The organism is Paracoccus xiamenensis, from assembly GCF_011308835.1.
GTDB lineage: Bacteria > Pseudomonadota > Alphaproteobacteria > Rhodobacterales > Rhodobacteraceae > Paracoccus > Paracoccus xiamenensis.
In genome coordinates this window covers 1004578-1026179 of the sequence record NZ_JAAOHY010000001.1, presented here as the reverse complement: position 1 = coordinate 1026179, position 21602 = coordinate 1004578, and the positions used below count along the sequence as shown (strand labels likewise).

Below are 21602 nucleotides of genomic sequence, written 5' to 3'. Positions count from 1 at the left end.
GTAACGCGGCGGATGAAAGGCGTGGCAATATCTGCTAGACTGCGACCAGAGGACGGTTCGGCCCGGCAGATGCGCGGGCAGATGCCGGGTTTTCCGGCTGATGCCTCGCCGCGCGTGCGGGCTCTCCAGGCAGGGAGGAAGCAGCATGGCAAAGAAGACGATTGGGAACCCGCTTAGCTGGGGCTTGCAGGGGCTGGCCGGTGCCGGTCGCGGCGTCGAGGCCGCGGTTGACGGCATTGCCAGCCATGACATGACCCGGCCGAAGGTCAATCGGATTGGCGCTGCCGATATCCGCGCGGCGCTGCGTGCGGGGGCAGCGGATTTCGCCGCCATGCGCTCTGACGTGATCAGCGCGGTGCTGCTTTATCCGGCGATTGGCTTCGTTCTGGCGATCTGGGCCGTCAGCGCGGGCCAGGTGCATCTGCTGTTTCCGTTGATCGCCGGTTTCCCCATTGTCGGGCCTGTCGCGGCCGTGGGCCTTTACGAGATGAGCCGACGGCGCGAACTGGGCGAGAGCACGGATTGGCGCGCGGCTTTCACAACACTACGCGGCAAGGTTCTGGGGCCGGTGCTGATGTTGGGCCTGTTGCTGATGGCGATCTTCTTCCTGTGGCTGTTCACCGCGCATGCGATCTGGCTGGCCACACTCGGCCCGGAACCGAGCGAGAGCATGTCGGTGCTTTTGCGCGATACGTTCACCACCAATGAAGGCTGGACGATGGTCGTCCTTGGCGTGGGCGTCGGGTTCATATTCGCGGCGGTATCTTTGTGCATCAGCCTGGTGTCGTTCCCGATGCTGATCGACCGCCCCGTGGGTGTGCCGGTCGCCTTGGCAACCTCGCTGGAGGTCGTGCGCCGCAATCCCGGAACGGCGGTACTTTGGGGGCTAGTGGTTGCAGTCACGATCCTGATCGGGGCCATCCCGTTGATGGTCGGGCTGATCGTGGTGCTGCCGATCCTTGGTCACGCAACCTGGCACCTTTACCGCCGCGCCGTATCCTGGCCCGTCCGCAGGTCCTGACAAACCAGATACGCTGTCGTCTAGGTCTCGGCGCGTTGCATGGCGCGTCGACAGCTCGGAGGCATCAAAGCCGCCCGCATCGGCGGGTGAAATCAGACCACCGTAACAGGCCTGTAACGGCACGGCTCCGGCTGCTGCCGCCACCGCTTAACGATGCCGAGGAAGTCGTAATGTGTTGAAATACAGAGAAGAAAGGGGAAACCTTTCCATCAATTCCTCTGCCGCCCGAGGGGCGTCTGTGCAGATGAATTGGGAAAAGGTGGCAGCCCGTAGGGGAGTCGAACCCCTCTTTTCAGGTTGAAAACCTGACGTCCTAACCGATAGACGAACGGGCCATCCTTTGTCGCTTTCAGCGTTTCGCTTCTTGCGTGAGGCGGTGTTTAGGTCAGCGGCGTGGGGGCCGCAAGACGAAAAATCACCTTTATCAAAAATTTTTTCCTCACGCCTCGGCAACATCGTCCAGACGCAGGCGCACGCGGGCGCGGCCGCCCCAATGCGACAGTTCCAACTTGCCTGCGGCATGGAACCGACGACCGCGCGCGCCGATCAATGCAGGGCCTAGCGCGCTGTCCATGGCACCCCAAGCGACGGCTTCCAGCGGTTTCTGCCCCGCGACACGGAACGCTGCGCGCAGGTGGTTTTCGCCCATGGTGGCTGCACTATCCAGAATCAGATCGGCGAAGGCGAAGCGTGGGGCAGGGGCGGCCTGCCCGAAGGGTCCGGCGGATTCGATCAGGGCCATCAATTCGGGCGTGGCGGCGGCAGGCTCCATCAGGCCAGAGATTCGCAGATCGCCAACGCCGCTGCGATCGGCGAGTTCGGGCGCGATCATCTCGGCCAGCCGATCCATGGCTGCGGCGATGCTTGCCTCGGCCACGGTCAGTCCGGCGGCCATGCGGTGCCCGCCGCCTTTCTCGATCAAGCCTTCGGCCGCCAGCCGCTGCACGGCGCGGCCCAGATCCACCCCCGGCACCGACCGGGCCGATCCTTTGCCGACACCGCCTTCGACACCGATCACGACCGAAGGCAGGCCGCTGCGCTCCTTGACCCGTGCCGCGACGATCCCGACGACCCCGGGATGCCAGCCATCGCCCGCCGCCCAGGACAGTACGGCATTGCCGCGCGCCTCGACCTGCGCCAGGGCTTCCTCGCGGACGGCGGCCTCGATGGCGCGGCGGTCGCGGTTCAACTCGTCCAGCTGTTCGGCCATGCGGCGGGCCTGATCTGTATCCGTGGCACTCAGGCAGCGTGCCCCAAGATCGGCGCGGCCAACCCGACCGCCGGCATTGACGCGCGGACCGATCATGAAACCAAGATGAAAACTGGTCGGCGCCGTATCCAGCCGCGCCACGTCGGACAGGGCCACCAGACCGGGCCTTTCGCGCCGGCCCATGATGGCGAGGCCCTGCCGGACAAAGGCACGGTTGACGCCCGTCAGCGGCGCCACATCGGCGACCGTCGCCAAAGCGACCAGATCCAGAAGCGGCAGCAAGGGCGGCTCTTTCAGGCCCTGATCGCGCAGGACGCGTCCAGCCTGAACCAGCGTCATGAAAACGACGCCGGCAGCGCAAAGATGGCCCAGGGCGCCGTCCTCGTCCATGCGGTTCGGATTTACCACCGCCAGGGCCGGCGGCAGGGTCTCGCCGCCAAGGTGGTGATCGAGGACGATGATGTCGGCCGCCGCCCCGGCGGCGAGCGCGTCATGTGACAGCGTTCCGCAATCGACGCAGACAATCAGGTCGTGGTCTTTCGCCAGCGCAGCCATGGCGGGAGCATTGGGGCCATAGCCTTCGTCAATGCGGTCCGGGATATACAGCGTTGCATCGCGGCCCTGCCGGCGCAGCCAATCCAGAAGCAGGGCGGCCGAGGCGCCGCCGTCGACATCGTAATCCGCGAAGATGGCGATGCGCTCGCCCGAGGTTGCTGCAGCAATCAGCCGCTCTGCTGCCTTGGCCATGTCGCGCAGGCTCAGCGGGTCGGGCAACATTTCGCGCAAGGTGGGCGACAGGAAGCCCGGCGCGTCTGCGGCGGCAATGCCGCGCTCGGCCAGGATGCGGGCCACGGGCAGGGGCAGGTCTGCCCCCTGGGCCAGGGCTTCGGCCTGGCGGGCAAGCGCGTCGTCGGGGCCGACCCAGCGACGTCCGGTCAGTGAGGTCTCGACATTCAGAAAGGCTTTCATGCCCTGCTAGATGCGCCATGCGCGACGCCGGAGCAAGGGGTGAGGCCGCGCGGGGGGCTGTCTGCCCCCGTCCTGCGGACTCCCCCGAGGATATTTGCACCAGACTGAAAGACGCGCTTTCACGCTGGCCCCAATATCCCCGGGGGTGAATGGCCGAAGGCCAGAGGGGGCGCGGGCGCCCCTTTAGCGGATCGGGTTGCGATAGATCATGCGGCGGACCGAGCCGGTCTTCGACCGCATGAGGATGGTTTCCGTTTCCAGGAATTTCGGTTCGCGCTTGACGCCGCGCACGATCGAACCGTTGGTCACGCCGGTGGCCGAGAAGATCACGTCTGCCGTCACCATGTCGTCGCGCGAATAGATGCGGTTGAAATCGGTGATTCCGGCCTTTTTCGCGCGGCCGCGTTCGTCGTCATTGCGGAACAGCAGCCGGCCCCACATCTGGCCGCCCATGCATTTCAGGGCGGATGCCGCCAGCACCCCTTCGGGTGCGCCGCCCGCGCCCATATACATGTCGATGCCGGTCAGGTCCGGTTCGGCGCAATGCATGACGCCAGCCACGTCACCGTCGGTGATCAGGCGGATCGCGGCGCCGGTGGCGCGGACCTCGGCGATCAGGTCTTCGTGGCGGGGGCGTTCGAGGATACAGACGGTAATGTCCGAGGGCTTGACCCCCTGTGCGCGGGCAAGCGCCTCGACGCGTTCAGTCGGGCTCATGTCCAGGCTGACCACGTCCTTGTCGTAGCCGGGACCGATCGCCAGCTTGTCCATATAGACGTCGGGCGCGTGCAGCAGCGTGCCGCGCGGGGCCATGGCGATCACGGTCAGCGCGTTCGGCATGTCCTTGGCGGTCAGCGTCGTGCCTTCCAGCGGATCAAGCGCGATGTCCACCTCGGGGCCTGTGCCGCTGCCGACTTCCTCGCCGATGAACAGCATCGGGGCCTCGTCACGCTCGCCTTCGCCGATGACCACGACGCCCTTGATGTCCAGCTTGTTCAGCTGGTCGCGCATGGCGTTGACGGCGGCCTGGTCGGCGGCCTTTTCATCGCCGCGCCCGATCAGCGTGGCCGAGGCATGGGCTGCAGCCTCGGACACCCGGGCCAGGCCCAGCGAAAGCATACGATCGTTGAAATCGGTCTTGGAGGGCATGGGCAAATCCTTTGAAACTGGCTTTGTCGCCTGCATAGGCGCGCCCCTCAACGGGGGCAAGACTGGGGGCGCTAACGCCAAATGATTGCGAACTATGTCCGGCCCTTGGCAGCGCCGCCCTGATGGGCTAAGTCTGCCCCATGTTCGCAATCCGCGCCACCATCTGCATTATCCGCTGACGCATTTCTGCGGGGCGAGGTGCTGTGACCGGATCCCCGCAAGGGGGAACCATGGTCGAAATCAGCCTGACCAACACACGCACCCGGACGAAGGAACGGTTCGAGCCGATCGATCCGAAGAATATTCGCGTCTATGCCTGCGGCCCGACCGTGTATGACCGCGCTCATCTGGGAAATGCACGGCCTGTCGTGGTCTTTGATGTTCTGTTCCGTCTGCTGCGGCACGTTTATGGCGAGGATGCAGTCACTTACGTGCGGAACTTCACAGACGTCGACGACAAGATCAACGCCCGCGCGGCCGTGACCGGCCGCCCGATCCGCGACATCACCGAGGAAACCATCGGCTGGTATCACGACGACATGGACGCGCTTGGCGCGCTGCGGCCGACGCATGAGCCTCGGGCGACGGATTATATCGGCCAGATGACCTCGATGATCGAGGATCTGGTCGCGAAGGATTTTGCTTACCCTGAACAGGGGCACGTCCTGTTCGACGTCCGCAAGTTCCCCGAATACGGCAAGCTGTCAGGCCGTTCGCTGGACGACATGATTGCCGGCGCGCGGGTCGAGGTTGCGCCCTATAAGCGCGATCCGATGGATTTCGTGCTGTGGAAGCCTTCGGCTGGCGACCAGCCTGGCTGGGATTCGCCTTGGGGTTATGGGCGTCCGGGCTGGCATATCGAATGCTCGGCCATGTCGGCGGAATTGTTGGGCGATGTGTTCGACATCCATGCCGGTGGCATCGACCTGCAATTCCCCCATCACGAGAACGAAATCGCCCAGAGCCGCTGCGCCCATGGCACCGAGGTCATGGCGAAGACCTGGCTGCATAACGAGATGCTGCAGGTCGAGGGCAAGAAGATGTCCAAATCTCTGGGCAATTTCTTCACCGTCCGCGATCTGTTGAATCAGGGGATACCGGGCGAGGTGATCCGGTTTGTGCTGCTGATGACGCATTACCGCAAGCCGATGGATTGGACGGCGGAGAAAGTTAGGGAGGCCGAGGCGACGCTGCAGGGCTGGTATAATCTGACTGACGGAATTGAAGCCGATTCATCCATGGACTTCTTGATCGTGGATGCGCTTGCCGACGATCTCAATACCCCAGCCGCTTTAGAAAAGCTGCACCGGTTTTCGAGTTCATCTGCTGCGCGGCTCAAATCGGGGATGCGTTTGCTGGGCCTAAAAGACGCAGAAGAAACCGACTGGTGGCGAACGACTATTGTGTCGCTATCCTCTACATTCTCCACGGGAGATACGCCTCTATATCTATCAGAAATTGTGCCGTTTTTAGAGAAGTGGCAGCAGTTGCGACTCGCTAAAAATTACGAAGAGGCAGATCTACTGAAGAAGCGACTTGAGGGGACTGGTCTCAGTGTCATAGTGCAACCGGCTGGTCCGGTCGCGATAGTTCCGCATGGATTTGATCCCAAGCTTCTCGAAGCGATAGAACTATGACCGACCGCCTCTACCTCTACGACACCACCCTTCGCGACGGCCAGCAGACACAGGGCGTTCAGTTCTCTGCCAGCGAGAAGACCGAAATCGCAACCATGCTCGACGCCCTTGGCGTCGATTACATCGAGGGCGGTTGGCCCGGCGCGAACCCGACCGACAGCGAATTTTTCGACAAGCCGCCACAAACCCGCGCCACGCTGACGGCTTTCGGGATGACCAAGCGGGCAGGGCGCTCTGCCGGGAATGACGAGGTGCTGGCGGCGGTCATCAATGCTGGCACCGATAGCGTCTGTCTGGTCGGCAAGACCCATGATTTTCATGTGCGCGAGGCGCTTGGCATCACTCTGGATGAAAATATCCAGAATATCGCCGCCTCCATCGCGCATATCGTGGGCCTCGGGCGCGAGGCCATCTTCGATGCCGAACATTTCTTCGATGGCTGGAAGGCGAACCGCGAATACGCGCTGTCCTGCCTGATCGCCGCGCGGGACGCCGGCGCGCGTTGGGTCGTGCTGTGCGACACCAATGGAGGCACGCTGCCCCATGAGGTCGAGGCGATCACCGCCGAGGTCATCGCCGCCGGCATCCCCGGCGACCGGCTGGGCATCCATACTCATGACGATACCGGCAACGCGGTTGCGGGCAGTCTTGCCGCGATCCGCGCCGGTGCGCGTCAGGTGCAGGGAACGCTGAACGGGCTGGGTGAACGCTGCGGCAATGCGAACCTGACGACCCTGATCGCGACGCTGGCGCTGAAGCCGGAATTCGCGCCTCTGGTTCCGCAGATCAGCACGGATGCGCTGAAATCACTGCAAAAAATTTCGCGGCGGCTGGATGAGATCCTGAACCGTGCCCCGGCACCGAATGCGCCCTATGTCGGTGCCTCGGCCTTTGCGCATAAAGCGGGCCTGCATGCCAGCGCCATCGTTAAAAACCCTGCAACCTACGAACATGTGGCACCCGAAACCGTTGGCAATGCCCGCATCATTCCGATGTCGAACCAGGCCGGGCAGTCGAACCTGCGCGCCCGCCTGCGCGATGCCGGGCTGGACATTCCCGAAGGCGCCGATCTGGCCGCGATCCTGACCGAGGTGAAGGCGCGCGAGGATCAGGGTTATGCCTATGACGTGGCGCAGGCCAGTTTCGAACTGCTCGCCCGGCGCCATCTGGGCCTGCTGCCGAGCTTCTTCGATGTCGAGCGTTACCGCGTCATCGTCGAGCGGCGGCGTAATGCGATGGGCGAACAGATCTCGGTTTCCGAAGCCGTGGTCACGGTGCAGATCCACGGTCAGCGCGTGATGTCGGTCAGCGAATCCCATGGCGAGACCGACAGCGACGATCGCGGCCCGGTCAACGCGTTGTGGCGTGCGCTCGGCAAGGATCTGGGCGCCTATCAGGCCAGCATCGACGACATGTGGCTGGTCGATTTCCGCGTACGGATCACTCAAGGCGGGACAGAGGCCGTGACCCGCGTCACCATCGACAGTGAAGACGGGCAGGGCAATCGCTGGTCCACGGTCGGCGTCTCCCCCAACATCGTCGATGCCAGCTTCGAGGCGCTGCATGACGCCATCGTCTGGAAGCTGATCCGCGACGGGGCCCGCCCGTGACCCCAGAACATTGCGCCGAGATGCTGCGCAGCGCCGATCCCGACCGTTTTGCCTGCGTGATGGCAGCACGGCCCGGCGACCGCGCCCGGCTGGCCACGCTTTACGCCGCCAATCTGGAAATCGCCCGTGCCGCGCTGGCATCGGCAGAGCCGCTGATCTCGCAGATGCGCCTGCAATGGTGGACCGACCAGATCGCCGCCATCGCCGCCGGCCGCGCCGTCCCCGCGCATGAGGTCGCGAGTCCCTTGGCGGCCGCTTGGGGATCCGACATCGCGCCCTTGGCCGAAGTGGTCGAGGCCCGCCAGCGCGACGCCTTGCGAGAGCCTTTTTCGTCGAAGGCAGAGGTCATCGACCATGTCGAGGGTTGTACCGGCGGGTTGATGCGGCTGGCGGCGACGGCCTGCGGATCAGAGGCCGACGATGTGTTGCAGGATCAAGCGCGCGGGGCGGGGCTAGCAGCTTGGCTGGGCGCGTATCCGCAGCTCAGGGAACTGAATTTGGGGCTGTTCGGCGATCCGCCCGAGCAATTGGCCGACTTGGCGCGGACGGGCATCGCCGCACTTGATTCGGCGCACGTGAAAGGGCGCGGGGTCCCGCGTCATGCGGCACCTGCGCTGTATCCCGGGGCCGGCGCACGTCGTAAGCTGTTGGCCGCCGCACGGGGCGAAATGGTCGAAATTTCGGGCTTTTCGCGAAATCTGTCTTATCTCGCCTTGTCCTTCCTGGGTCGTTGGCAGGGTTAGGGACAGCTCGCAAAAGCGCGTTAAACCTATCTTCATCCATCTGTGCCAGCTTTGCCGCATGACCGGTAAGGAGTGGCAAATGATGTCAGGCACGCGAAGCCGTTTAGGGACGCATTCCAGGTGAAGCCGATCCGCGTGCTCGTCGTGGACGATTCAATCACCATGCGTCGGCTGATCTCGATGCGGCTGCGCGCCGACCCGCGGATCGCGGTGGTAGGAGAGGCCGCCAACGCCGCCGAGGCGAGGGTCGCCATCACCACGCTTTCGCCGGATGTCCTGACGCTTGACGTTGAAATGCCCGGCCAATCCGGCCTCGACTTCCTGCCCGAGTTGATGCGGACCCGGCCGATGCCGGTCATCATGGTCTCGTCCGAAACGCGCAAAGGCAGCGCGGCCGCCATCGATGCACTGTCGCGCGGGGCCATTGAATGCGTGGGCAAGCCGCGCGGCGGGGAATCCGGCAATGCCTTCGCCGATCTGCCGGCGCTGGTAATCGCGGCCTCGACCGCGGATCTGCGAAAGCGCTGCAGGATCCCCACCCGGCCAACGGCTGATGCCGCGCGGCCTTTTCAGTGGAACAACAAGATCGTGCTGATCGGATCTTCCACCGGTGGGGTGGATGCGCTGGAAACGATCATTGCGGGGATGCCGCAGAACTGTCCGCCCGTTCTTATCACCCAGCACATGCCCGCAAGCTTTCTGGCCAGCTTCGCACAGCGAATGAACGCGCTCTATGCGCCCAACGTGATCCTGGCTGAACATAACGTGCCCATGTCGCAGGGCACCATCCAACTTGCGCCGGGCGGCGATCATCATCTGGCGATCATGCCGGGGCCGCGTCCGCGCACTGCGCTGATCGCCTCGGAAAAGGTCTGCGGTCATCGGCCCTCGGTCGACGTGCTGTTCAATTCGGCGCGCCCCATGGCCGCGCGGATCGTCGCGGCAATCCTGACCGGGATGGGGGTGGACGGTGCGCAAGGCATGCTTCACCTGCGGCGCGCGGGCGCCCGCTGCCTTGCGCAGGACGAGGCCAGTTCGATTGTCTGGGGCATGCCGCGCGTGGCGTGGCAGAATGGCGGTGCCGAAAAACTGGTTCCGCTGCATTCCATCGCTGCCGAATTGCTCGCCGCGACGGCGCGGGGTGCCCTCGCCGACCGGACCATCTGATGCGCGGCGGAGAGCGAATTCACCTGATCCAGGGCGAATACCGGGTGATGCGCGAAGGTGGTGACAGCTGTTTGACGACGGTGCTGGGCTCGTGTGTTTCTGTCTGCCTGATCGACCCGCTGTTCCACGTGGGCGGGATGAACCACTTCCTGCTTCCGACTGGCCAGACCGGGGGTGCAAGCTCGGCCAGTTACGGCGTGAACGCCATGGAGTTGTTGATTGATGAGATGATAAAGGCCGGCGCCCATCAGCGCCGGCTGCGCGCCCATGTCTTCGGCGGTGCCCGGATGATGTCGGGGCTGGGAAATGTCGGGGACAGGAATGCCGAATTTGCGCGTGACTTCTTGACCCAAAAGGGAATCCGCATCGCAGGCATCTCGACCGGCGGGACCGCCGCTCGGCGGGTAACGCTGTGGCCCGCAACCTGCCGGGTGAAGGAGGAACTGATTGGCGACACCGTGGTCGAACGCCCCATCACGTTGCCGAAGGCAGATGATGCCTAACGGTTCTGTTCGGCCGAGGGCGCGGCTGAATAAGCCGCGAGTGGGAGGCTGTCGCCTGTTGCCGCGGTGAAACGCAGCGTTCAGCGCTGGCGAATGACGCAATGGTCTTCCAACCATTGCAGGGACTTCCTCGTGCCGTCATAAACTTGGGCGTCCCGAATCGGGGCACGACCAGGAAGGTGCAGCAGATGCGATACGACAAACCCGGCCCCGTTGAACGCGACTGGTCCGATGCAATTTCCGGCATCGAAGAGATCATCGAGGACGCGCGCAATGGCCGCATGTTCGTCCTGGTCGACCACGAGGATCGCGAAAACGAAGGCGACCTGGTAATCCCGGCGCAGATGGCCACGCCCGATGCGATCAATTTCATGGCCACCTATGGTCGGGGGCTGATTTGCCTCGCGCTGCCGGGGCAGCGGATCGACGCGCTCGGGCTCAGCCTGATGTCGCCGAAGAACTCCAGCCGTCACGAAACCGCCTTTACCATGTCGATCGAAGCGCGCGAGGGCGTCACCACCGGCATCTCTGCCCATGATCGGGCGCGCACCATTTCCGTCGCCATCGACCCGACCAAGGGCGCGGCTGACATCGCCACGCCCGGCCATGTCTTTCCGCTGCGCGCGCGCGAAGGTGGGGTGCTGGTCCGTGCCGGCCATACCGAGGCCGCGGTCGATGTCTCTCGGCTGGCCGGGCTGAACGCCTCGGGCGTGATCTGCGAGATCATGAACGAAGACGGCACCATGGCGCGCCTGCCGGATCTGGTGGCCTTTGCGCAAAAGCACGGGCTGAAGATCGGCACTATCAGTGATCTGATCGCCTATCGTCGGCGCCACGACAACCTGATCGCCGAACGGGCGCAGCGCGCGGTGAACTCGGTCTATGGCGGCGACTGGATGATGCGCGTTTTCGCCGATGAAACCCATGGCGCCGAACATATCGTGCTGTCAAAGGGGGACCTGTGCGCGCCCGGTCCGGTGATGGTGCGCATGCACGCGCTCGATCCGCTGCATGACGTGCTGGGCATTGACCGCAGCGGTGACCTGCCCGCCGCCATGCGCATGATCGCCGAGGAAGGCCGCGGCGTCGTCGTGCTGATCCGTGACCTCAACAAGACCATTCCATTCGAGGGCGAGGTCAGCCCGCATACGCTGCGCCAATATGGCCTGGGCGCGCAGATCCTGTCGACGCTCGGCCTGCACGAGCTGATCCTGCTGACCAATTCGGCGCCCGTCAAGGTGATCGGGCTGGACGCCTACGGGCTGTCCATCGCCGAGACCCGCCCCATCGCGAAGGAATAAACCATGGCCGGAGTGTCGCATTACGAATTGCCGCTGCCGCGTTTCGACGCGCCTCCGCGTTTGCTGATCGTCGTCTCGCCCTATTACCGCGAGATCGCCGACGGGCTGATTGCCGGCGCGCGCGCAGTGGCCGAACAGGCCGGCGCGGTGGTGGATCAGATCGACGTGCCCGGCGCATTGGAAATCCCGACGGCTGTCGGCATGGCTGCACGCAGCGGCCGATATGACGGCTTCGTCGCGCTTGGCTGCGTGATCCGGGGCGAGACCACGCATTACGAAACAGTCTGCAATGACAGCTCGCGCGGGCTGACACTGCTGGGGCTGGAAGGCGTGGCGGTCGGCAATGGCATCCTCACGGTCGAGAATGAGGGCCAGGCCATCGTGCGCGCCGACCCGGCCGGGCAGAACAAGGGCGGCGGTGCCGCCGCAGCGGCCTTGCATCTGATCGCATTGTCGCGCAAATACGCCGCCACCCGTCCGCAGAGCGCGCCCGATACCGAGGACCGCGATCCGATCCGGCTGGCGGGACGACTGGAAGGACCAAACGGCGCATGAGCAGCCAAGACCGACAGGATGAACGCCGCCAGCGCAGCACGGCGGCGCGCCTTTACGCCGTGCAGGCGCTGTTCCAGATGGAGGCCTCTGGCCAGTCCGTCGAACGTGTGCAGCGCGAATTCGAAGATTGGCGCATCGGCGTCGAAACCGAAGGCGAGGCATCGCCCGAGGCCGATGAGGCGCTGTTCGCCCGCATCCTGAACGATGCGGTGATGTGGCAGGCGCGTATCGACCAGATGACTGACCGGGCGCTTGTCGCCCGCTGGCCTATCGACCGCATTGACCCGGTTCTGCGTGCAGTGTTCCGCGCGGCCGGCGCCGAGCTGGTCGCAGGAAAGGCGCCGCCGCGTGTGATCATCAGCCAGTATGTCGGCGTCGCCAACGCCTTTTTCACCGAGGGGGCGGAGACGAAATTCGTCAATGCGGTGCTCGACCATATGGCCCGCGAGGCGTCGCCTGACGCCATGTCGTGATGGGCTGACACAGCCGCTTTCGGCCAAATAGCTTTCCAAATGCGCCTTCGATGCCTAGATTTGATTTATCGGTGTCGGAGATCCGCTCATGCCCAAGCTTGTCCGCCTGTATATCGTCAATATCGCCGTTGGCTTTTTGCTGGCGGTGATCTTCACGGCAGCACTGATTGGTCTCAACATCGGTAATCTGCGCCACCTCGTCACCTCGGTCAGTGCTGGCTGGGTTGCGGTGGCCATGCTGATAGCCTTCCACACCGTCCTTTTTGCTGGCGTGCAGTTTGCCATCGCGGTGATGCGTATGGCTGAAGATGGCGGTGGCCCCACCTCTGGCCGACGGATCACGGTGTTCCGCCCGGACGCGTCGCTCCGAGCGGCAATCGCGCCGCAGGGCACGCAGCCGCGCCGGTAAGCATAAGCTGAGATCGAAACGTTAAATCGTAGGCATCAGGCAAGGCAAATTTGCCTGCGACCTGTGGTATTGATGCAACGGGGAGATCACAGTTTGCCGCTATCTGTTACGGTTTCGTAACCACGTCTTGCGCTGATGTGAGCATCCATGAACAGTCTGGGAGGTGATTGTGGTTAACGCAAGCGACCGATTTGGAATGTTTTTTGCCGCAGATTTGAAACTAAAATAACAAGTTTAGTTCGCGGTTCCCTCGCAAATTCTCACATTTCCGCGACAGGTCTGATCGCGCCAGGCATATGGAAACCGGCCTGAGCGAGGCGTAGTTCACTCTACGGGAATGACGGAGCCAGAACCCGTCATGAATAATTTGAGGATGAAACCATGAAAGCAGTTGCTCTTCTTGCTGGTGCTTCCGCGATTGCCGCGGCACTGTCGGCCCCGGCATTTGCCCAAACCGAGATCGCCACTGGCGCCAATGTCTCGGGCGTTTCGGACGTGAACGACCGTATCGACGACGTGCAGGAAGCCGTTGAAGACGATTTTGCCCGTTCGAATGACGCCGACCGCTTCGGTCCGCAAGATCGTCGTCAGGGCCTGTTCGGCGGTGTGTCGCTGACCTATGCCGGCTCGACCGGGAATGACGAAAGCCAGGACTTCGCGCTGGCTGGCCGCATGTCCTATAACCAAGGTCCGTTCGCGCAGTCGGTCGGTCTGGGTATGGAGTTCGGCGAGGACGACGACGGTGACAAGGACAAGGAAGAAGTCTACGCGATCTATGACGCGCAGTACTACTTCAACGATCGCTTCTACGCCTTCGCTCTGGGCCGCATCAACACCGATGGCATGGTTCAGGAAGACCTGGACGATATGGAAGACGGTCTGCTGACCCAGGAAGAAATCGACGAGTTGGAAGGCGAAAAGAAGCGTGACGCGTTCCTGGGCTTCGGTCCTGGTTACCGCATCATCAACACGCCCGACACGACCTGGCGCGTGCAGGCTGGTGTTGGCGTCCGCTACACCCAGCAGGTCGATTTCGACGAGAACGACAACCTGCGTTCGGAAACCGAAACCGGTTACATCGCGTCGTCGCGGTTCTATCACCGCTTCAACGACATGATCTTCCTGACCAACGACACCGACTATCTGACCTCGGATTCGGCTGGTGACGAGATCACCAACGAACTGGGTCTGAACTTCAAGATGTCGGACCAGATGGCGACCCGCATCTCCTACTCGACCGAGTATCAGGAAGAACGCGCGATCCGCACGGACAACACCCTGGGCGTCTCGCTCGTCTACGGGTTCTGATCCGTCCCGCTTGTCTCTCGGGAAAAGGGTGGCCATCAGGCCACCCTTTTTTCATGCGATGACGCGCAGTAAAAAAGCCGCCCCCGAAGGGACGGCTTGTGGCGAGAACCGCAGCGACCGTGAGGCGCAGGTTTTCCCGAAAGCCTGGAGAACCAGGTGGGCACCGGGTAACGTGACCAAGGTCACGACAGAGCCAGCCCCCATCGAGAAATTATAGGCCAGTGGAAAAAATGGCCTTCACGGGAAGAGCAGAAACCCGCCGGAGACCAGAGATAGGCGCGGCTGCAGCGCCTTTCAAGGGCCGAGATATGGGGCAGGGGACTTGCAGTTTGTTTCTGTTTTGTTCATGGTTGGCCCATGACCCTTGACCCGACATTGCCTGATCAGCCCGGCTTTCGCCTTGCCCGCGGGGTGGCGCGGATGCTGCGCAGCTTTGATCACGCGGTTCTGTGCGAATTCGTTCCGGCGCGGGGGTTGCGGGTTGATGTGATTTCGATCTCGCCCTTGGGCGAGATCTGGATCGTGGAATGCAAAAGCTGCCGATCTGATTTTGTCGGCGACCGGAAATGGCAATCGTATCTGGAATGGAGCGATCGGTACTTCTGGGCCGTCGACGGCGATTTTCCCGATGACCTGTTGCCTGCCGATACCGGGCTGATCCGGGCCGATGCCTACGGCGCAGAAATCCTGCGCGAATCGCCGCTGACGAAAATGGCGGCGGCGCGGCGTGCGCGCCTGATGCGGGACATTGCGCGGGTGGCGTCGATCCGGCTGCAAGCATTGACCGACCCGCAGGGGGCCGGCCCTATGTGACTGCCTAGCGGCGCGGCTTGCCTTTCTTGCCGCCCGATCCGCCCAGACTGCGGGCGGCCTCGGCCGAGGCAAGCAGTTCCTCGGCGATTTCGGTGGCTTCATCGGGGTCGAAGTCCAGCGGCAGGTCGATGCCGTTGCCTTCGACATAGATTCGGACCATGCCCTGATCGGTCGGGCCGATCTGCAGATTGGCCGAGATGTCGCTTTCGCTGTTGATACCCATGATCAATCCTTTTTTTCTGTCCTAACGCGCATGCGATTTTGCGGCAAGTCCGTGCTTGCATCCCCCGGCCGGGGGCGCTAAATCACCGCCACGTGCCGCCTTAGCTCAGTTGGTTAGAGCGCTGGATTGTGGATCCAGAGGTCCCCCGTTCAAGCCGGGGAGGCGGTACCATCCTTCCTTTATGCGTTTTGCACCGGCGGCCCGTGGTGGATCGGGATCCGTTTTGCATTTATCAATGCTGGCGCTGGAACGAGGCGCGCGCGATGCGCGTTCTTTTGCATATATCGCCTTATGCAAAAGGAGAGCCGTGATGGCAAAGAACGAATATACCTCCGACGATCTGAAAGCCGACCTGCAAAATACGGCAGACGAAGCACGCTCAACCGCGCGACGTGCCGCCGATCAGGCGGCTGCGAAGGGCGAGGAATTGGCCGGCAAGGTTCAGGATATGGCCCATACTGCCCGCGAGCGTGCCGGAGAGGCCGCCGATTCGGCGCGCGAGTTGGGCCGTGAATATGCCGATGTCGCCCGCGACGAGGCCAAGCGCCTGTATCGCGCGGGCGAGCGCCGCGCTGGCGAGGTCGCAGAGGTGGCCGAGGGCTATTATGACGACGTTTCGGAAATGGTGCGCCGCAATCCAGCGCAAGCGCTAGGCATTGCCGCCGGCGTCGGATTCCTGGTCGGCCTGCTGCTGGCGCGTCGCTGATCCGATGTTTGATTATGTCAACAAGTTGCAGCTGGCGCTTGGCGACAAGGCGCGGCGAACCTCAGCCAAGGCTGGGGCGGGGGTCGTCGCGCTCATCGGGGCTGGCTTCCTGATCGCCTCTCTATGGAGTTGGCTTGCCTGGAATATGGAGTATGGCCCGGCGCTTGCATCGCTGATCATTGGCGGTGGCCTTGTCCTGCTGGCGCTGATTATCCTGGCCGCAACCAAGCCGGTGCGTCACCAGATGCCTACCAGCGACGAGTTGAAAAGCGAAATCGAGATGCGTCTGAGTAACGCCACCGATGCCGCCTTCGACCGGGCGAAGTTCAAGGCCGAGGAGACCATGGACAGCGTCCAGAACCGGGTGACCTCGCTGGTCGGCACTGCCGGCGACAAGGCGCGCGGCGTGTTCGAGGCCGCTGGGTCGCGCGCCCAGGATGCCGCCAGCACCGTGGGGCTGACCGGTGAGAACCTGCAGGATGCGAAGGACGTGATAGACCGCGCCAGTCATCACCGCGCGGCGCCTGCGGTCGGGCTGGCTGGGGCTTTCGCGGTCGGCATGGCGGTTGCCAGCGCCCTTAAATCGCGTCGCAGCAAAGAGGATTTCTATTACGACGATGAGGACGATTATGACGACCTGTCTTATCGTCGTTGATCCGACACATATTTGAAAGGCCGCCCCTCGGGGCGGCCTTTTGGCTTATCGCCATCAGGTCGGCGGGCAGGGGCGTAACGTGATCGCCGCGCCGGGTTCGGCACCAAAGTCGCGACATTCGGTCCCGTCGCAGAACCTCCAGGCCGAGGGCGTGGCGCCCGAGGCAGCAAGTATCAGCTCTGTCTGCGCCGGCAATCTGGGCTGCCAGACCCACCAACCGTCCTCCAGTACAGCATCGGGCCCCGGCTCCATTCCGGCGCCGGACCCCTTGATGGACGCCTTCAGCAGCCGCAGACCGGACTGTTCGGCCACCCATTCCTCGCGCCAAGTGGTCTTTTCAACGGAATGGGTCCATTCCAGCGTAAAGCGGTCGCCGGACAGGGCCACGGCGACAGCCCCGATCAGAAGGCAGCTCATGCCTGCCGGTTCCGACGCCAGATAATGAAAGCAAACAGCGCTGTCAGCGCAAAGCCGATCTCGTCCGTCATCGGCAGGGCTGCGATCAGGGTAAAGGCCGCGACCATCGCCAACAGGCGTTCCCAGACCTGCAGGCGCTTGCCCAGCCAGCCGACCACGGCCGCGCCCCACAGTCCGATGGAGAGCACGCATTTCAGCACGATATAGGCGACTGCCAGCGGGAAGCCCATCGAGTCGGACAGCGGACCGCCCGGTTGCAGCATCAGGGCAGGCGTATAGACCGCCATATAGGGGATGACGAAGCCCGCCGCCGCCACCTTGATCGCCTCCAGACTGATCTTGAAGCCGGATTCGCGCGCGATGGGCGCGGCAGCAAAGCAGGCAAGTGCCACCGGCGGCGTCAGATCGGCGAGAATGCCGAAATAGAAGACGAACATGTGGCTGACAATCAGCGGCACGCCCAGTTCCAGAAGCGCAGGCGCGGCGATCGAGGAGGTGATGATATAGTTCGGGATGGTCGGGATACCCATCCCCAGCACGATGCAGGTCAGCATGGTCAACATCAACGACAGCAGCAGCGAATTCTCACCCACGCTGACGATGAAGATGCCGAAGGTATTGGCCGCTCCGGTCAGGGTCATGGTGCCGATGATGACGCCCACAAGCGCGCAGGCGACGCCAACGGGCAGGGCGGTCTTGGCGCCTTCGGCCAGGCTGTCGATCACCTGCCAGATGGTCTGGCGTCCGCCATTGGTGAAAACGCTGATGGCCAGCAGCGCCACCACCACCAGCCACAGCATCGTTTCCATCCGGTTCTGCAGCATATAGCCGACCAGCAGCCCCAGACCGATCCAGAACACGGTTCGGATTACCGATGAGGGCAGTCCCAGCATCAGCGATGCCCCGAGGATCAGCATGATCGTCAGCGCCAGCCCGACCGCGCCCGCATAAAGCGGGGTAAAGCCGGAAAACAGCAGGAAGACCAGCACCGCCAGCGGCAGGATCAGATACCAGCCATCCTTCAGCGCCTTGCGGGCCGAGGGCAGATCTTCCTTTGCCATACCGCGCAACTCGCGCCGGCCGGCCTCCAGATGGACCATCCAGAAGGCCGAGGCGAAATACAGGATCGCCGGGATGATTGCCGCCTGGACGATGTCGACGTAAGGAACCCCCAGCGTTTCAGCCATGATGAAGGCCACAGCGCCCATCACCGGCGGCATGATCTGTCCACCCATCGAGGCCGTCGCCTCGACACCGCCTGCGAAAGCGGCGCGATAGCCGAAGCTTTTCATCAGCGGGATGGTGAACTGCCCGGTGGTCACGACATTGGCCACGCCAGAGCCAGAGATCGTGCCCATCAGCCCCGAGCTGACCACCGAAACCTTGGCCGCCCCGCCCATCTTGTGCCCGACCATTCCCAGCGAGACATCGGTGAACAGCTTGATCATCCCGGCTTTTTCAAGAAACGAGCCGAACAGGATGAACAGGAAAATATAGGTTGCGCTGACATAAAGCGGGGTGCCGTAGATGCCTTCGGTCCCGAAGGCCATCTGTTCGACCACCTGTTCCAGCGAATAACCGCGCGTCTGCATGGCGCCGGGGAAATATTCGCCGAACAATGCATATATCAGGAAGATGCCGGCCACGACGGGCAGGGCAGGGCCCATGACCACCCAGGCGGCGGCGAAGACGGCGATGATTGTGGCAATGCCGACGACCGTATCGACGCCGTTGATGTCGCCCGCGCGCATCATCAGCGGCACATATTCGATCCATTGATAGGCGGCGATTGCGACACCCAGCAGGCCCATGACCCAGGCCGCGACTTGCAAGGGCGGGCTGCGATGACGCAGCAGCGCCAGAAGCGGAAAGCCCAACAGCAGCAGGAAGCCGAGGTGAATGGCGCGCTGCACCTGGCTGTTCAACCCGATCAGATGGGCGGAAATGGCAATCTGATACAATGAGAATGCGACCGCGATCCAGAACAGAAGACGCCCTTGCAGGCTTGGCGGAAAGCTTTCGGCCAGCGGATCGTGCAGGCCAAGATCGGCTTCGGCAGCCGTGGGGTGGGCGTCGGTCATGTCGGGGGCTCGCGCAGGGGATCGGCAGGGAAGGGCCGGGACGCGAGCGCCCCGGCCGGCAGATTATTCGGCCTTCACGCCAACTTCGTCATAGTATTTCTGGGCGCCCGGATGAACCGGAACCGGCATGCCCTGCAGCGCCTTCTGCACATCGATGTCATTGGCGGCGGCATGGGCGGCCTTCATCTCGTCAAGGCTCTCGAACATGGACTTGGTCATCGCATAGGCCACGTCGTCGCTAACCGCGTCAGAGCTGACCAGATAGTTGATGACTGCGACAGTCGGCACAGTCTCTGCCTGACCCTCATAGGTGCTGGCCGGGATTTCGCCGGCAACATAGGGCGCGCCCAGCTTTTCGGCCACCTCGGCCGGAACCGAGACGACGGTGATCGGGATCGAGGTCGACAGATCCTTCAGCGAGGCCACACCGAGCCCTGCGGACTGCAGCGTCGCGTCGATCTGACGGTTCTTCATCAGCTCGACCGATTCCGCGAAGGGCAGGTACTCGACCTTGCCAAGATCGTCATAGCTCATCCCGGCTGCTTCCAGGATCGCGCGCGCGTTCAGCTCGGTCCCCGATTTCGGCGCCCCGACGGATACCGATTTCCCCTTCAGGTCGGCGAGTGTCTTGATGCCGGATTCCTCGCTGGCGACGATCTGAATATAGTTGGGATAGACAGCGGCGATCCCGCGCAGCTTGTCCAAGGGTGCCGCAAAGCCCGCATCGGCATTGCCTTCAGCCGCCAGCTTCACCGAATCGCCAAGCGAAAAGCCGATCTCGCCCTTGCCCTGTTGCAGCAGGTTCAGGTTTTCGACGCTGGCCTTGGTGGACTGGACCTGAACCTTCGCATCCGGCAGCGCCTCGGTATAGATTTTCGACAGCGCCACACCCATCGGGTAATAGACGCCAGAGGTGCCGCCCGTCAGCACATTGATGAATTCGGCGGCGTGAGCGCCCAGCGGTGCAGTCACGGCCGACAGACCGATTGCGGCTGCGGCCAGACGATTGCGAACGGTCATGTTTTTCCTCCCACGGAATTTTTTTTGACAGATGCAGGTTAGGGGTGAAATGGCCCGGCGTCAAAAGGAAAGCCCCGCAGCGAGGCGGGGCTTTTGAACGGCGCATCAGTTGAATTTTATTGCGAAATCAGGCGTTTGCCGCACGGATCTTTTCTGCAGCGTCCTTGTTGTAGGTGACTTCCTTCTGGTCGAACAGTTGGTCAAGCTCACCCGACAGGGTCATTTCAGTGATGATGTCGCAGCCACCAATGAACTCGCCCTTGACGTAAAGCTGGGGAATGGTCGGCCAGTCGGAATATTCCTTGATCCCCTGACGGATCGCGTCGTCGGATAACACGTTCACATCGCGAAAATCGACGCCCATATAGTTGAGGACGCCGGCGACGCGGCTGGAAAAACCGCATTGCGGCATTTCCTTGGTGCCCTTCATGAACAGGACGACGTCGTTTTCGTCCAGGGTTTGCTGAATCTGCGCGCGGGCATCGGTCATCGGTCGTTCCTCAATCGGGTGCTTTGGTCGTCAGGGCAAGCGCGTGCAATTGGCCGTTGGGACCATCCATCTTGCCATTCAGCGCCGCATAGACGGCACGCTGCTGCTGCACGCGGTTCAAGCCGCGAAAGGATTCGTCAATCACCTCGGCGGCGAAGTGGTTCCCGTCGCCAGCCAGGTCAGTGATCGAGATCTGCGCGTCAGGGAACGCGGCGCGGATCAGGGCTTCGATATCGTGGGCTTCCATGGCCATGCAGCTATCCTTCGGCTTTCCTTAGAGATGTAGGGGATGGCTGTCGCAGTCGCAAGGGCAGGCGGCGGACCTGGTCTCAGATCGCTTGGATCAATGACCGTCACCACCGATATAAGCAGCAGAGGGTCATGCGGAGCCGGTCCGGTTCAACTCTCGGTCAAATGTCTACGCAGCCACAGGATATATTAATAATCGGTATTATGTAACTAAAAACGCAAATTTTGCGGGCCACATTGGCATTCCGGCCATGCACAGACCTTGCGGCGGCGCTGCTGTCGACCCTAGTTAGCAATGCAAAGAACGAATGCGAGGATCAGATGGCCGTTTCAACACCCGTATGCGATTTCGATGCGCCCATCGTGGATTTCGCTTTGCCGGATCCCGACGGCCATCTCTGGCGCCTGGAAGACATCCGCGGCCCGAACGGCACATTGGTCATGTTCATCTGCAACCATTGTCCTTACGTTCAGGCGGTGATGGACCGGATCACCCGCGATGCGGCCGAGCTGCGCCGCGACCATGGTATTGGCGTCGTCGCCATCTCTGCCAATGATACCGAAACCTACCCACAAGACGCACCGCAGTTCATGAAGGTCGAGGCCGAAAGACATGGCTTCGACTTTCCCTATCTCCATGACGCGACGCAAGAGATCGCGCGGGCCTACGGCGCTGAATGCACGCCCGATTTCTTCGGCTATAACGCGGACGGCAAGCTGCAATATCGCGGACGGCTGGATGCCTCGGGGCGTCAGGCTGGCCCGGCGGATGCGCGGCGCGAACTCTTCGAGGCTATGGTCCTGATCGCGCAGACCGGAGAAGGTCCGCGCGATCAGGTTGCTTCGATGGGCTGTTCGATCAAGTGGAAGGACTAAGCGCGCCCTTTCTTTGA

At 62.7% G+C, this 21602-nt stretch carries 23 protein-coding genes, 2 tRNA genes and 1 other RNA gene; 16 read left to right on the top strand and 10 right to left on the bottom strand.

Annotation, left to right across the window (positions count from 1 at the left end):
• The first annotated feature begins 145 nt into the window (after positions 1-145).
• Positions 146-1021, top strand: coding sequence for a DUF2189 domain-containing protein (locus G7044_RS05015; RefSeq protein WP_166326590.1), 876 nt, complete (start codon positions 146-148; stop codon positions 1019-1021).
• Between the two features lie 260 nt (positions 1022-1281).
• Here G7044_RS05015 and G7044_RS05010 read toward each other — a convergent pair.
• From G7044_RS05010 to glpX, 3 genes are all read right to left on the bottom strand, one after another.
• Positions 1282-1356 (bottom strand) — tRNA-Glu (locus G7044_RS05010).
• Between the two features lie 104 nt (positions 1357-1460).
• Positions 1461-3200: a single-stranded-DNA-specific exonuclease RecJ gene (gene recJ, locus G7044_RS05005; RefSeq protein ID WP_166326588.1), complete on the bottom strand. Its 1740-nt coding sequence runs from the start codon at positions 3198-3200 to the stop codon at positions 1461-1463.
• A 183-nt stretch (positions 3201-3383) separates the two neighbouring features.
• The gene (gene glpX / locus G7044_RS05000; protein WP_166326586.1) at positions 3384-4349 is read right to left on the bottom strand and encodes a class II fructose-bisphosphatase; all 966 of its coding nucleotides are present in this window, start codon (positions 4347-4349) and stop codon (positions 3384-3386) included.
• A 230-nt stretch (positions 4350-4579) separates the two neighbouring features.
• On the opposite strand from glpX, the gene cysS reads away from it, so the two are divergent.
• The 10 genes from cysS (at position 4580) to G7044_RS04950 (ending at position 14055) form a co-directional block, all read left to right on the top strand.
• Positions 4580-5986: a cysteine--tRNA ligase gene (gene cysS / locus G7044_RS04995; protein ID WP_166326583.1), complete on the top strand. Its 1407-nt coding sequence runs from the start codon at positions 4580-4582 to the stop codon at positions 5984-5986.
• On the top strand, positions 5983-7596 hold the full coding sequence (cimA, locus tag G7044_RS04990) for a citramalate synthase (RefSeq protein WP_166326581.1): 1614 nt from the start codon (positions 5983-5985) through the stop codon (positions 7594-7596). The genes cysS and cimA overlap by 4 nt, the downstream gene beginning before the upstream one ends.
• The gene (locus G7044_RS04985) at positions 7593-8339 is read left to right on the top strand and encodes a squalene/phytoene synthase family protein (RefSeq protein ID WP_166326579.1); all 747 of its coding nucleotides are present in this window, start codon (positions 7593-7595) and stop codon (positions 8337-8339) included. Before cimA ends, G7044_RS04985 begins: the two co-directional genes overlap by 4 nt.
• 120 nt (positions 8340-8459) lie before the next feature.
• Positions 8460-9506, top strand: a complete 1047-nt coding sequence (gene cheB / locus G7044_RS04980; RefSeq protein WP_166326577.1) for a chemotaxis-specific protein-glutamate methyltransferase CheB — start codon at positions 8460-8462, stop codon at positions 9504-9506.
• The gene (locus G7044_RS04975; protein WP_166326575.1) at positions 9506-10009 is read left to right on the top strand and encodes a chemotaxis protein CheD; all 504 of its coding nucleotides are present in this window, start codon (positions 9506-9508) and stop codon (positions 10007-10009) included. Before cheB ends, G7044_RS04975 begins: the two co-directional genes overlap by 1 nt.
• A 188-nt stretch (positions 10010-10197) precedes the next feature.
• The gene (gene ribB / locus G7044_RS04970) at positions 10198-11310 is read left to right on the top strand and encodes a 3,4-dihydroxy-2-butanone-4-phosphate synthase (RefSeq protein ID WP_166326573.1); all 1113 of its coding nucleotides are present in this window, start codon (positions 10198-10200) and stop codon (positions 11308-11310) included.
• Between the two features lie 3 nt (positions 11311-11313).
• Positions 11314-11865 carry a 6,7-dimethyl-8-ribityllumazine synthase gene (locus G7044_RS04965; protein ID WP_166326571.1) on the top strand — a complete coding sequence of 184 codons (552 nt, stop codon included), beginning with the start codon at positions 11314-11316 and terminating at the stop codon, positions 11863-11865.
• Complete coding sequence (gene nusB, locus G7044_RS04960; RefSeq protein ID WP_166326569.1) at positions 11862-12338, top strand: transcription antitermination factor NusB; 477 nt, start codon at positions 11862-11864, stop codon at positions 12336-12338. Before G7044_RS04965 ends, nusB begins: the two co-directional genes overlap by 4 nt.
• 88 nt (positions 12339-12426) lie before the next feature.
• A complete protein-coding gene (locus tag G7044_RS04955; RefSeq protein WP_207630165.1) occupies positions 12427-12747 on the top strand; it encodes a hypothetical protein in 321 nt (106 codons plus the stop codon).
• 381 nt (positions 12748-13128) lie between these two features.
• Positions 13129-14055: a DUF481 domain-containing protein gene (locus tag G7044_RS04950; RefSeq protein WP_166326567.1), complete on the top strand. Its 927-nt coding sequence runs from the start codon at positions 13129-13131 to the stop codon at positions 14053-14055.
• A 101-nt stretch (positions 14056-14156) separates the two neighbouring features.
• Here G7044_RS04950 and ssrS read toward each other — a convergent pair.
• Positions 14157-14313: non-coding RNA, 6S RNA (ssrS, locus tag G7044_RS18275), on the bottom strand.
• Positions 14314-14412: 99 nt separating this feature from the next.
• Between ssrS and G7044_RS04945 the strand changes: the two genes are divergently transcribed.
• On the top strand, positions 14413-14868 hold the full coding sequence (locus G7044_RS04945; RefSeq protein WP_166326565.1) for an MmcB family DNA repair protein: 456 nt from the start codon (positions 14413-14415) through the stop codon (positions 14866-14868).
• A 4-nt stretch (positions 14869-14872) separates the two neighbouring features.
• Here the strand turns inward: G7044_RS04945 and G7044_RS04940 are convergent, their stop codons facing one another.
• On the bottom strand, positions 14873-15091 hold the full coding sequence (locus tag G7044_RS04940; protein ID WP_166326563.1) for a DUF6324 family protein: 219 nt from the start codon (positions 15089-15091) through the stop codon (positions 14873-14875).
• A gap of 94 nt (positions 15092-15185) precedes the next feature.
• Between G7044_RS04940 and G7044_RS04935 the strand changes: the two genes are divergently transcribed.
• From G7044_RS04935 to G7044_RS04925, 3 genes are all read left to right on the top strand, one after another.
• Positions 15186-15262: transfer RNA gene (locus G7044_RS04935), tRNA-His, on the top strand.
• A 139-nt stretch (positions 15263-15401) separates the two neighbouring features.
• On the top strand, positions 15402-15797 hold the full coding sequence (locus G7044_RS04930; RefSeq protein WP_166326561.1) for a DUF883 family protein: 396 nt from the start codon (positions 15402-15404) through the stop codon (positions 15795-15797).
• 4 nt (positions 15798-15801) lie between these two features.
• On the top strand, positions 15802-16452 hold the full coding sequence (locus tag G7044_RS04925) for a phage holin family protein (RefSeq protein ID WP_166326559.1): 651 nt from the start codon (positions 15802-15804) through the stop codon (positions 16450-16452).
• A 54-nt stretch (positions 16453-16506) separates the two neighbouring features.
• Here the strand turns inward: G7044_RS04925 and G7044_RS04920 are convergent, their stop codons facing one another.
• From G7044_RS04920 to G7044_RS04900, 5 genes are all read right to left on the bottom strand, one after another.
• Entirely contained in the window at positions 16507-16869 is a 363-nt protein-coding gene (locus tag G7044_RS04920) for a DUF1850 domain-containing protein (protein ID WP_166326557.1), read from the bottom strand.
• Positions 16866-18950 carry a TRAP transporter permease gene (locus G7044_RS04915; protein ID WP_166326555.1) on the bottom strand — a complete coding sequence of 695 codons (2085 nt, stop codon included), beginning with the start codon at positions 18948-18950 and terminating at the stop codon, positions 16866-16868. The genes G7044_RS04920 and G7044_RS04915 overlap by 4 nt, the downstream gene beginning before the upstream one ends.
• 63 nt (positions 18951-19013) lie before the next feature.
• Positions 19014-19970 (bottom strand): TAXI family TRAP transporter solute-binding subunit, encoded by a 957-nt coding sequence (locus G7044_RS04910; protein WP_166326552.1) that lies wholly within the window; start codon positions 19968-19970, stop codon positions 19014-19016.
• A 127-nt stretch (positions 19971-20097) separates the two neighbouring features.
• Positions 20098-20460, bottom strand: a complete 363-nt coding sequence (grxD, locus tag G7044_RS04905; protein WP_166326550.1) for a Grx4 family monothiol glutaredoxin — start codon at positions 20458-20460, stop codon at positions 20098-20100.
• Between the two features lie 10 nt (positions 20461-20470).
• Complete coding sequence (locus G7044_RS04900) at positions 20471-20713, bottom strand: BolA/IbaG family iron-sulfur metabolism protein (RefSeq protein WP_166326548.1); 243 nt, start codon at positions 20711-20713, stop codon at positions 20471-20473.
• 317 nt (positions 20714-21030) lie between these two features.
• Between G7044_RS04900 and G7044_RS04895 the strand changes: the two genes are divergently transcribed.
• Positions 21031-21585 carry a thioredoxin family protein gene (locus G7044_RS04895; protein ID WP_166326546.1) on the top strand — a complete coding sequence of 185 codons (555 nt, stop codon included), beginning with the start codon at positions 21031-21033 and terminating at the stop codon, positions 21583-21585.
• The last annotated feature ends 17 nt before the right edge of the window (positions 21586-21602 follow it).